Annotated in this window: 8 protein-coding genes; 7 read left to right on the forward strand and 1 reads right to left on the reverse strand. The window is 23.7% G+C overall.

Annotation, left to right across the window (positions count from 1 at the left end; genetic code table 11):
• Nucleotides 1-6 precede the first annotated feature (6 nt).
• Complete coding sequence (locus ACEXNK_RS04510; RefSeq protein WP_373600971.1) at nucleotides 7-1359, reverse strand: MATE family efflux transporter; 1353 nt, start codon at nucleotides 1357-1359, stop codon at nucleotides 7-9.
• A gap of 213 nt (nucleotides 1360-1572) precedes the next feature.
• Here ACEXNK_RS04510 and ACEXNK_RS04515 point away from each other — a divergent pair, with 213 nt between their 5' ends.
• The 7 genes from ACEXNK_RS04515 to ACEXNK_RS04545 all read left to right on the forward strand — a co-directional run bounded on the left by ACEXNK_RS04515 (nucleotide 1573) and on the right by ACEXNK_RS04545 (nucleotide 12052).
• Nucleotides 1573-2211 carry a nitroreductase family protein gene (locus tag ACEXNK_RS04515; protein ID WP_373600970.1) on the forward strand — a complete coding sequence of 213 codons (639 nt, stop codon included), beginning with the start codon at nucleotides 1573-1575 and terminating at the stop codon, nucleotides 2209-2211.
• Between the two features lie 1165 nt (nucleotides 2212-3376).
• Complete coding sequence (locus ACEXNK_RS04520) at nucleotides 3377-4090, forward strand: LytR/AlgR family response regulator transcription factor (RefSeq protein WP_373600969.1); 714 nt, start codon at nucleotides 3377-3379, stop codon at nucleotides 4088-4090.
• Nucleotides 4084-5391, forward strand: coding sequence for an ATP-binding protein (locus ACEXNK_RS04525; RefSeq protein WP_373600968.1), 1308 nt, complete (start codon nucleotides 4084-4086; stop codon nucleotides 5389-5391). The genes ACEXNK_RS04520 and ACEXNK_RS04525 overlap by 7 nt, the downstream gene beginning before the upstream one ends.
• A 119-nt stretch (nucleotides 5392-5510) precedes the next feature.
• Complete coding sequence (locus ACEXNK_RS04530) at nucleotides 5511-6092, forward strand: accessory gene regulator B family protein (RefSeq protein WP_373600967.1); 582 nt, start codon at nucleotides 5511-5513, stop codon at nucleotides 6090-6092.
• A 182-nt stretch (nucleotides 6093-6274) separates the two neighbouring features.
• Nucleotides 6275-7318, forward strand: a complete 1044-nt coding sequence (gene cax / locus ACEXNK_RS04535; RefSeq protein WP_373600966.1) for a calcium/proton exchanger — start codon at nucleotides 6275-6277, stop codon at nucleotides 7316-7318.
• Between the two features lie 213 nt (nucleotides 7319-7531).
• Complete coding sequence (locus tag ACEXNK_RS04540; protein ID WP_373600965.1) at nucleotides 7532-9703, forward strand: EAL domain-containing protein; 2172 nt, start codon at nucleotides 7532-7534, stop codon at nucleotides 9701-9703.
• A 138-nt stretch (nucleotides 9704-9841) separates the two neighbouring features.
• Nucleotides 9842-12052, forward strand: coding sequence for an EAL domain-containing protein (locus ACEXNK_RS04545; RefSeq protein WP_373600964.1), 2211 nt, complete (start codon nucleotides 9842-9844; stop codon nucleotides 12050-12052).
• The last annotated feature ends 848 nt before the right edge of the window (nucleotides 12053-12900 follow it).

Genomic DNA, 12900 nt, shown 5'->3' on the forward strand with positions numbered 1-12900 from the left:
TGTTTTTTATATATTCATAGAATAACAATTAGAATTATCTATTGTATTTATTTTTTTATAGAACGTAATCATTAATGGAACTGATGCTGCTATCCAAGCCATAGGACCAGCAAGACAAACTCCAGTATATCCAATTACTAGAGGGAGAGTAAATGAAACTATAGTTCGTGCTAAAAGTTCATAAACTCCAGCCATCATAGGTACAAATGTATACCCCATTCCTTGAAGTGCATTTCTATATATAAATATTAAGCTAAGTGGTATGAAGAAAAATGATACTGTAGTTAAATATTTCATAGAATAGCCTATAACCTCAGGATTTACATCAGATATAAATAGTTTTACAAAATATTTTCCAAACAATACTAGTACAATTCCTCCAATTATACCTATACCTATGTTTATCATAGTGCATTTTTTAACTCCTTCTTTTATACGGTCAATATTACCAGCACCAAGGTTTTGAGCACAGTAAGTAGCCATAGTAACTCCAAAAGTTACACTAGGTTGCATAACAAGTTGCTCAACTTTAGATGCAGCAGTGTGGGCAGCTACAACTGTAGAACCAAAAGCATTTACAGCTCCTTGAAGAATAATAGCGCCAATAGCTGTTATAGAAAACTGTAGTGCCATTGGTATTCCTATATTTAAATGCTTTTTAAAATAAATAACATCATATTTAAAATGTCTTTTTTCAAGTTTTAGTATAGGGAATTTTTTAGAGGTATAAACTAAGCACAATAGCCCTGATATTCCTTGAGCTATTACTGTAGCATATGCAGCTCCAGCAACTCCCATTGAAAAATTAACTATAAATACTAAATCTAATATTATATTTAATATAGATGCAATAATTAAAAAATATAATGGCGTTTTACTATCTCCAAGTGCACGAAGCACACTAGAAATCATATTATAAAAAAATGTTGCAAAAATTCCTCCATATATAACTATTATATATGAGTAAGAATCATTTATAATATCACTAGGTGTATTTACTGCTTTTAAAAGTGGTTTTGCAGTAATAATACTAATTATAGTTATAATTATGGTCATTATAAATGATAAAACAGTAGCACTACCTACTGCATATTTTACCCCCTCGATATCGTTAGCTCCAAATTTTTGAGAAACTAACACAGAAAAACCTGATGTAAGTCCTAGAACAAATCCAATTATTAAAAAGTTCATTGAACCAGTAGATCCAACAGCAGCTAGAGCTTTTACCCCTAAAAACCTTCCTACTATTATAGTATCTACCATACTATAAAACTGTTGAAAAATATTCCCAATAAGTAATGGAATAGAAAAATAAAGAATTAGTTTTACTGGATTTCCAGTAGTCATGTCCTTTGTCATAAATTCCCCTTTCAAATATATAAAATTTAGTTATCTGCATATGATAGCATTATTTAAATTTGCATACAATACATTATATAAAAATTAATAAAAAATGAGATGAGATAAAATAAATTGATATAAAAATAGTTTGACATAAAACTATTTTTTATATATAATAAATTTCATAAGATTGACTTATAAAATATATAGCTTATAAAAGGAGAATGTAAAATGGCAAATTTAGATTTTATATATAATCGTCAAAGTATAAGAAAATTCAAAGATGCACCAGTTCCAAAGGAAGATATAGTTGAATTATTAAAGGCAGCTACTCAAGCTCCATCTCCAAAGCATCAACAAAACTGGCACTTTGTAGTACTTCAAAATAAAGAAATGATAGATGAAATGGCCGATATTGTAACTAAGAGCCATGAAAAAATAGGAGAGTTAGCAAAAACTGAAAAAGATAAAAAAATACATATGAGTGTTATAAACTATTATACATGTTTTAAAAATGCTCCAGTAGTAGTATTGGTTTATGGATGCCCGTATAAGATGATAGAGTATAAAATATTAAAAGAAAATGATGCTCCTAAAGAGGTACTAGATGTTTTAGAATCACCACAATCAGGAGCTCAAGGAATAGGGGCTGCTGTAGAAAACTTCTTATTAGCAGCAACTGAAATGGGATATGGAGCATGTTATATGACAGGACCTACTCATGCTAAGACTGAGATAGAAAAGCTTATAGGATTTGAAAAGCCTGGATATGAATTAATGTCTATGATAGCTTTAGGTGTAGCTGAAGATAATCAACCACCAAGTCCTCCAAGAAAACCATTAGAAGATGTTACTACTTTTATAGATTAATAAAATATATGAAATATATAAACACCAAGTGAAAAAATCGCTTGGTGTTTTTGGATGTAAAAAGTTATATTAAATTAAATATTGTTGTTAAGTTAAATAATATGGGTATATTAATACTAGGTTATAATTTGGAAAATTGATGTAGGTTATATTAATTGAGGTATAGTGTTTTTTATATTTAAAAATAAAATTATATATTAAAAAATATTATAAAAAATAATTTTTATATAAAAAAACAATTATAATCTAGATTTATAAAAATAAAAGTGTTATATTGTATACATAGACAACAAGATTAGACAAAAGATAACAAAGCATTAGGTAATTGACATAAAATAAAAAATACTCACTTATAAGATAAAGACATAAAAAAGAGGAGTTTGAAGACTCCTCTAATCCCCTTATAAACCCTATTAAAGTAAATTAAATATTCTAATGTAAAAGGCTATTAACAAGATAGTCTTTTACTAATTTAGTGAGAAAAATGAAAAAATATAGAATATTTTGAAAAAATAAGTTTTAACGGATTGTATATGGGTAAATAATTAATATAAATAATTACAATTAAGCCCTAAAAATATAAAATTACTAATTGTAATTATAGCACTTAAAAAGTGTTGAGTAATAAGAACTAAGTTGTTCTTATAAATACCATAACAAAATACTATCCCCTAAATAGTATTTTAAAATCTCCCCTTAAAGGACTGTGTATCGGAAACACAGTCTTTATTTTTAGGTTTATATAAAATTCAAATAATATATAAAAAATAATTTTTATTCTAGATTTGTATACAAAATTATGTTATATTGTATACATAGACAACAAGATAAGACAAAAAATAACAAGACATTAGGAATTGACATAATAATAAAAATTAAAGCACTTTAAATAAATATATTAAAATTTGAGTAATTTATTTTATAGATTACTCAAATCCCCTTTAAAATACTATCCCCTAAAAAGTATAAAAAATATTCCCTTAAAAAGACTGTTGAGAAAACAGTCTTTTTTGCGCTATTAAACTATATGATACTTTCGGTTATAGATAAAAAGTGAATTTTTGTAAAAATATTTGTTTTTTGAAAAATATTAGAATTAAATATATAATATAGATAGTAAAAATTACCAAAACATATAGGTGGTTTACCTAGGGAGGAAATAAATATGGTTTTATATGTAGGTGTTTGTGAAGATGATTTAATACATTCTAATATTTTAGTAAATCATATAAAAGATATTTTAATATTAAAAGAAATTAATTTTGAAATATATACGTTTAAATCTGGTGAAGAAATGCTTAGTAAATATCCAAATAGATTAGATATTTTATTTTTAGATATACAGATGAAAAATTTGACAGGTATGGATACAGCTAGAAAACTTAGAGAATTTGATAAAAATGTAGAAATATTATTTACAACTTCAGTTAGCGATTATGTATATGAAGGGTATGAAGTGAGGGCTTATAGGTACTTACTTAAGCCTTTAAATTATGAAGTTATAGAAAAGCACCTTGGTGAGTGTATTTCTAATATAATAGAAAAAGAAGATAATTATCTAATAATTAATAATAAAAATAATGTAATTAAAATTATGTTAGAAGATGTTTTTTACATAGAAACGCAAGGGCGAGAACTTATAATACATAAAAAGGAATCAGAGTATAGAGTGAAAATGAGTATGAGAAAAATTGAAAGACTATTAAAAGGTAGAAAGTTTTTTAGATGCCATAATAGTTTTATGATAAATTTAAACAAAGTTGATAGTATAGATAAATCTATAGTATACATATGTGATAATGAAATACCTGTAAGCAAACACAGGATACAAAGCTTAAAAAAAGAACTAACTAATTTATTAGGAGCTATAATATGTTAGAAAACTACATGTTTTGGGATCTAGTACACTTATTTACGCTAGGAATAGAACTAATAACTTTTTATATCTTATTTAATACAGTAAGCGAAAAAAGGACTTCTAAAAAAGTAAATAGAATAAGTTTCATAGTAATAATATTTATATTTTTTGCTTTTAATATGATAGAACTTAAAACTAATGTAAGATTTTTTATAGGTTTATTCATTAGCTATGCATTTTATAAAATAAACTATAAGGTGAGTTTTATTAAAAGTATAATAATTCCATTGATATTTATAACTATATTAGGTGGAGTAGAAGTTTTAAGTGCTAGTTTAGTTGCAGTTATAAACTCTATAAGTATATCTGAAGTATTATTATATAATGTATATAGGTTAGAGGCTATAATTTTATCAAAGTCGGTAGCATTTATTTGTGTACTTTACTTTAGCTATTTTAGATTAGCAGGTGAATTGAGTAAAAAAGAATATATTTATATATCTATACCGGTTTTTAGTAATATATTAATATTACTTACTATATATACCTATGCTATAGATTACATACCTAGTAAAAAAACGAGCAATTATATAATTATTTTTATTTCTTCATTATTAATGGTATCTAGTATATTTTTGATTATAATAATATATAAAATTTTAAGAAATAATAAAATGAGATTAGAACATAAGCTTATTAAAGAAAGAATAAATATGGAATGCAATTATTACATGAATGTAGAAAGTAATCAAGAAAAAATTAAACGTTTATACCATGATATGAAAAATCATATGATTTGTATAGCTAACTTAGATGATATAGAAAAAGTACACGAGTATGTAAAAAATATAAATTTAGAAATTAATAGTATGGATAATCATTTTAATACTGGAAATAAAATAGTTGATATTATAATGAGTGATAAGAAGTATTTATGTATAGAAAAAGATATAAGTTTAAATTCATTTTTAGACTTTTCTAAATTAAATTTTATAGATATGACAGATATGTGTATTATATTATCTAATGCATTAGATAATGCTATACAAGCATGTGAAAAAATAAAAGATGATAAAACTCCTAAGTATATAAATATAAAAGTTACATATGTAAAAAACTTTTGTGTTATAAATATAGAAAACAGTAAAGTTAATAATGTTTTAAGAAAAAATGGACGTATAATAAGTGATAAAAAAAATAAATTTATAAAAGGGATTGGAATTAAAAATATAAAAGATGTAGTAAGAAAGTATGATGGAGAAATAGATATAAATTTTGATAAAAATAAGTTTTTATTAACGATAATGATTCCTCTTAAATAATGCTACATTTTCCGATAATAATTTCCAATTATGTACATTTAATGACCAGTTTTGAAATATATATTGAATAAATAAATATAAGATGTTACTTTAAAATAAAAGGCTTTAAGGAGGACGGGATGGTTGAAGCACTTACTGATAAAGTAGCATCTTTTTTTATCTCTAAAAATTTCATAAATGAAGATAAACATAAAAATTTAAAAGTAAGAATTAGTTCTTTTATATATTTAGTAATTAGTGTTATAAGTGTATACATAGTAGGGGAAATATTTAATAGAGTAATTCAAGGCATGATACTTTTAGTATGCTATGTATCAATTAGAAAATTTGCAAGAGGGTATAAACCTCAAAAATACATTATACGATTAACAATGTTTATTAGTATGTTTTTGCTGACTATTTATCTATCAAATTATGACGACTTAATAACATATAAGGCGTTAGTTACAATATTTTCAATGTTAAGCTTTGGTGGAATATACATGTTAGCTCCAGTAGAGGATAGGAAAAAAATATTATCGTACAGAACTATAAAAAAACAAAAAATTATATCAAGAATAATATCTATAACTATATTAATTGTGACAATTGCATCTTTAAGCAATCAGCAATTACATGAATATGCAGCATATACATCTTCAGCTTTATTTTGGAGTGCAATACTATTAGTTATAGGGACAATAAAGAATTGTATAATATGAATAAATAAAAAGTAACTTATTAGATATAATAATATTTTTAAGTTACTTTTTTTATTGTTAAAAAGAATAAGAATATTTAAACTAAAAAATAATATATATTGAATCTAGACAAAAAAATATCATAGGAATATAATAAGTTAGAAACGAAACTATCAAAAATCTAAATATATAAGAGGTAGAATATGAAAATTTTAAAGTATTTACTGATTTTTATACCTATAAGTATTATAGGTGAATTTATACATTTACAACCTACGGTAATGTTTGTATTGGCTGCGTTATCTATAATACCCCTAGCTGGTATTATGGGAGAAGCTACAGAAGAAATATCTTTTTATACGGGGCCTAAGATAGGTGGATTTCTAAATGCTACATTTGGGAATGCTACAGAGTTAATAATTTCATTTTTTGCTCTTAAAGCGGGATTGTTTGATGTAGTAAAAGCCTCTATAGCAGGTTCTGTTATAGGAAATATACTATTAGTTCTTGGAGCTAGTATGCTATTTGGAGGTCTTAAGCATAAAACTCAAACTTTTAATAAAAAAGTTATTGAAGTATCTTCAAGTATGCTATTGTTTGCTGTTATAGGTCTTTGCATACCTGCAATATTTACACATACTATAAATCCAAATTTATTAAATACTAGATATGAAGGACTAAGCGTAGTGGTTGCTGTAATCATGTTTACTATATACATATTGAGTTTGGTATTTTCTTTTTATACTCACAAAGATATATATTCAGTTGAGCATGAAGAAGAGGGAAGTGCTAAATGGACTTTAAAAAAAGCAATATCAATACTGGCAATTGCTACTGTGCTAATAGCGATAGAAAGTGAGTTTTTAGTTAGTGGTGTAGATGCTATAACTGATACATTAGGATTAAGTGAATTTTTTGTAGGTATAATCTTAATACCTATTATAGGAAATGCAGCAGAACATTCTACGGCTATTGTTATGGCAATGAAAAATAAAATGGATGTAGCTGTTGAAATTGCAGTTGGATCAAGTTTACAGATAATATTATTTGTTGCACCAGTTTTAATTTTTTTAAGTTTATTATTTACTCCGATGAGTATAGTGTTTAACCCATTTGAGTTAGTATCTTTAATAGTTTCAGTACTTATAGTTAATAGGGTTGCTAGTGATGGGGAATCAAATTGGCTAGAAGGTGTACAACTATTATCCGTATATTTTATAATAGCAGCAGGATTTTTTATATTATAATGATAAAATAGGGTCTATATAGGCCCTATTTTGTGTTATCAAGGACCTTAAGTGAGGTGGATTTTTAAATATTTAAACAATTAGCATATATATTTACAATTAAATATTTTTAATATAATATGATTAATATCTATAAAATAAGGTCGGAGGCGGATTAGTATAAAGCGTACAATAAAAAATATTTTAATTGCTATAAGTGGATTAATAATAATTTTGATACTTATAAACTTTAGAAATAAAGATACTGGTTTAATCATAAACAGTATAGAAAAAAGCTATGAAAATGATTATAAATTAAGTACAGAGTTTATTGAGGAAGCTAAAGTGAAAGCCAATTATAATAAAAATAAAAATTCTAATGATTATTTTATATTAGGATATATCAATTTAAATACGTACAATAATGAAAAATTAGCTAGTAGCTATTTTAAAAAAGTTATAAAATATGCTAATGATAAAACTTATGATTTTGCAATGTTATATAGTTACAATTATTTAAGTAATTATGAAATCGATAACAAAGATATAGACAAAGCTATATATTATGCAAATAAAAGTTTCGATAGCATAAAGCCTATTGCATATGGAAGGTATAAAAAAATTATATGGCATAGTTTTAGAGATTTACTAGATTATGAAAAAGGAAGAGAAGTATCACTAGACAGTTATGATAGGATTATAAAATATTTAAATTTAATGGATGATGAGTCTAGGATATATGTATTAAAAAGATGGACTACTTTAAATACGATATTAGGTAAACACGTAAATGCTATAAATGGAAACTTACAAGTTATTGAACTTTCAAAAGAAGTAAAGGATAATGAAAATTTATATAGATCTATTATAGAATTAGGTCTTATTGCTAGAGAAATGGGGCAGTACGATGCAGCTATAAAAATAATTGACTACAAAGGTGATATGAATATAAAGAATGAAGAATTAACAGCTCAATTAAATTGTTATAAATATATAAATTTATCTGAAATAGAAATTATATTAGGAAATTATGATAAAGCTATAAACTATATAAATAAAACTGATATGTACGAAAAAAATCTAAAAAAAGAAGATTTAGATGATGTTAAAATTTTAAAAAATATAATAAAAGCGCAATATAATATAAAAGAAAATAATTTGGATTCAGCACAAGAATATCTAAAAAAAGCTAAGATTATGTTGGATGAAGATAAGTACACTTTTTTTGTAGATAAAAATATAGATTACTACTTAACATTAGGAAATCTTAATACTAAAGAAAGAAATTATGATGAGGCTATAAAAAACTATAATAAAGCAATAGAAATATCAGATGAAAGATTAAATGCTGAATATAAAGAAATTGGGTTAAAGTTATTAGTAAAACTATATGAGAAAATTGGAGATAAAGAGAGTAAATATAAGTATGAAGACAAATTACTAGAGGTTGAAAGTAAAGAAGATAAAACCTTCTCTGATAATTATTATGATAACGTTTTATATAGATATAAAAACGAGAAAACTATACATGAAACTAGCAATATGAAAATGAAAAATATGTTTTTAAAAGTTATTATAATAACTTTAACTAGTATATTGTTTATATTTAATATTTATCCGAATATAAGGAAGTACAAGTTGAAATCGAAAATAAGAAAGTATATAAAAGAAAATAAATATATATTGAACTATCAACCAGTAGTAAACCCTAAAAATAGTCAAATTGTTGGGTTTGAATCACTAATTAGGCTTGAAATAAATGAAAAATTGATAATGCCAAAGGTTATACTGAAAGAAATTGAACTATGTGACCTGACTGGGGAAATAGCTATTTGGATATTAAATAAAATTATTAAAGACTATGAAGAGATTAAAAAAATAGGTAATTTATCAAAAGATTTTTATATATCAATGAATATATCATTAAAAGACATAGAAGATAATGTTTTTTTTGATGAGCTTAAAAAGTCGATTGAAAAAATAAACATTCCTAGAAATGTTTTATGTATAGAGATTACAGAAAATAATAATTATAAAGACGAAAATATTGTAAGAGAAAGAATTTGTAAAATTAAAGAATATGGAATTTCTATAGCTTTAGATGATTTTGGGACAGAATACTCTAATGTTTGTATGCTAGGAAGGTTTGAATTTGATGCTATTAAAATAGATAAATATTTTATTGATCATATTAATGAATCTCCAATTAATAGTATGGTAATAGAAAGTGCTGATTACTTGTCTTGTTTTAGGAATAAAACTATAATTGTTGAAGGTGTAGAGACTAAAGAGCAAATGGAGGTTATAAAAAATACATTATCTAAAAAAGTTTATATTCAAGGATACTATTATAGTAAGCCTTTAAATCTTACACAGTTAAAAAGTTTTAATATTAATAAAAAATAGGACTAAATAATTTAGTTCTATTTTTTATTTCAAAATTATACAAATAATTACAATATATTCTAAATGTTAATTGACACTACATTTATTAATATATAGAATTAATTTAAAGGGGAAATACCGATATATGGGAGTGTAAATATGATCAAGAAAATTTTATACGGCATTATAATTAGTTTAATTATAATTGTTGTTTTTTGTAATGGCGAAAAAGAAAAAGAAAAATTAATAATAGATAATATAGAAAAAAATTATAATCAAAATGAAATGGTTGGAGAAAACCTTTTAACAGAAGCTGAAAAACATATTAAAAGTTATAATAATAATGCCAATAAATATTTTATTTTAGGATATATAAGCTTAGAAAAAGATAACAATATAGAACTAGCTAAATCATATTTTGAAAAAGTTATAAAAAACAAAAATAAAGATACTTCTGACTTTGCTTTTTTATATAGTTGTCAATTTATGAGTAATTATTTTGCAAAAGAAGGCGATATGAGTAAAGCTATCGATTATGCAAAAACAGGATTTAATACGTTAGATAAAAGTGATTATAACAAAAATAGATCTGTAATTTGGAATATGTTTAGACCTATTTTAAGCACGGAGAAAGGTCTTAAATTAGCAATTGATAGTTATAATGAAATAAATAGTAATATGAATTTTGCAAATAAGGATTCAAAACTTTACATAAGTAAAAAGTTAGCTGTTTTAGATATAATGGGTAATAAATATGTATATGCTATTGAAAATATTTTAAATGTAATATCATTATCAGAAGAATTAAATAGAAGCTATGATCTTCAAAGGGCTGTTATAGATTTAGGAGTAGTAGCTAGGCAATTAGGAGAGTATGATGAAGCTTTAAAAATTTTAAATTCTTGGAAAATGAATGATACAACTGATGAAGCAAGACAAGCAGATATAAATATTTATAGATATACGAATCTTGCTGAAGTAGAACAAATACTAGGGAATTATGAGAATTCAATAAAGTATATAAATGAAATAGATAAATATAAAAAATATTTAAAACCTGAAAAATTAGATGATGTAAATATATCTCAATATAATATTAAAGCACAATATTATATTAAAAAAAATAATCTGAAGCTAGCTAAAGAATATTTAGCTAAAGCTAAAAAGCTACTAGATAATGATGATATTGTTTTTTATGTGAATAAAGATATAGAGTACTATTGTGCATTAGGTAATTTAAATTTGGCAGAAAAAAACTATTCTGAAGCAGAAAAGAACTATAATAAAGCATTAAAAATATCAAGTGATGCAAAAGATAATGAATATATAGATATATGCTTAAAAAGTTTACATAATTTATATGTTAAAAATGGTGATGAAGAAAGAAGAATAGAAACTGAAGTAAATACTTTAAAGTTCAAGGAAAGTACTAATAAAGCTTTTGCTGAAAACTATTTTAAAAATGCAACTTATAAATTTAATGAAAGTAAAATAAAAGAAGAAAATGAAAATATAAAATTTAGAAATTTATTATTAAAAATATTAATACTATTATTATTTATTGTAATATTTATAATTAATATATATCCTCGTATTATGTGCATAATATGCAAGAAAAAGATAAGAGGATATATAAATGAGAATAAATATTTGTTAAACTATCAACCTATAATAAATCCTAAGAACAATAAAATAGTTGGGGTTGAAGCTTTAATAAGGCTGAAAATAAATGAAAAAATAATAATGCCAAATGTTATTATACAAGAAATTGAAAAATGTAATATGATGGGAGAAGTTTCTATTTGGATACTTAAAAAAATTATAAAAGATTATAATGAGATCAAAAACTTAAAAGGGCTATCAAATGATTTTTATATATCAATGAATATATCATTAAGAGAAATAGAAAATGATGAAATATTAAATCAGTTTCTAGAAATTTTTAAAAGTTCAAATATAGAAAGAAATGCTATATGCATAGAAATTACAGAAAACAATTCTTATAATAACCAGGAAAAAGTAAGAAAAAACATAAACCAATTAAGTAATACAGGATTTTTAATAGCATTAGACGATTTTGGAGTAGATTACTCAAATATATCTATACTAGAAAGGTTCGAGTTTGATACTGTAAAACTAGATAAATACTTTATAGATAACATAAATGAATCATCTATAAAGAAAACTGTTATAGAAACTGCTGACTACTTAGCAATTACTAAAAATAAATCTATTGTAATTGAAGGTGTGGAAGAAGCTTATCAAGTAGAAATTATAAAGAAAACTATATCAGACAGAATTTATATTCAAGGTTATTTTTATAGTAAACCAGTAGAAATTGAAAAGTTAAAAGATTTTAAAGTATATTAAGAGATAAGATAAAGAGCTACCAAAACAGGTAGCTTTTTTTATATTAAAGACGATAAGCTTGACGAAATATAAAAAATTATTAATTGTAGAAATATATAAATATTAATATAGAAGGAAAAATAAAAAAAATAATGAAATTTAAGGCTGAAACCAAGTGAATACAAAGGATTGAAGGGGATGGTTTGCTTTGTACATAGACATGACTAATATTATGGTTTAAGTACATAATTTATTATAAAAATATTTGTAGAAAAAGTAACAATTAACACAAATAGAAATAGATTATAATAAAAATATATGGGTGATAACTATATAGAGGTTAATAGTTGTATTAAAATAAAATTATTAGTTTATAGTTATAAGCATACGAGAATATATTTTTATAAAAACATATATATTAAGTTTTTAGATTAGTATAAAATTGCAAAAAATATTATGAAATGTATAGATTAAATTTAATCAAGAGTATAGAATAGTTAAAATTTGATATTAAAATTACTAAACTGTAAGAATGGTCTTTTTAGAAAGATAAATCTTACAGTTTTTTTGATATTTATACTATTTTTTGATTATTTACAAAAAGTTTTTTGAAAAATTTTTGTAAATTTTACTATTTGTAATAAACGTTGAAATTTCAATGCATAGAACTGTTCGCTAATTGTAACTCTTTTGTAACCAATTTTAACTTTTTTAGGTTCAAGGTGTTTACAAAAAGAAAAATCTGTATTAACATAAATGTACAACTTAAAAAAGTTACGAAAAAGTAACAAAATCACTAAACATGAATTTAAAAGACTATGAGAGTCAATAATATATAATTTTAAAAAATTTTTAATTGATATGGAGGA

Source organism: Paraclostridium bifermentans, assembly GCF_964259345.1.
GTDB lineage: Bacteria > Bacillota > Clostridia > Peptostreptococcales > Peptostreptococcaceae > Paraclostridium > Paraclostridium bifermentans_B.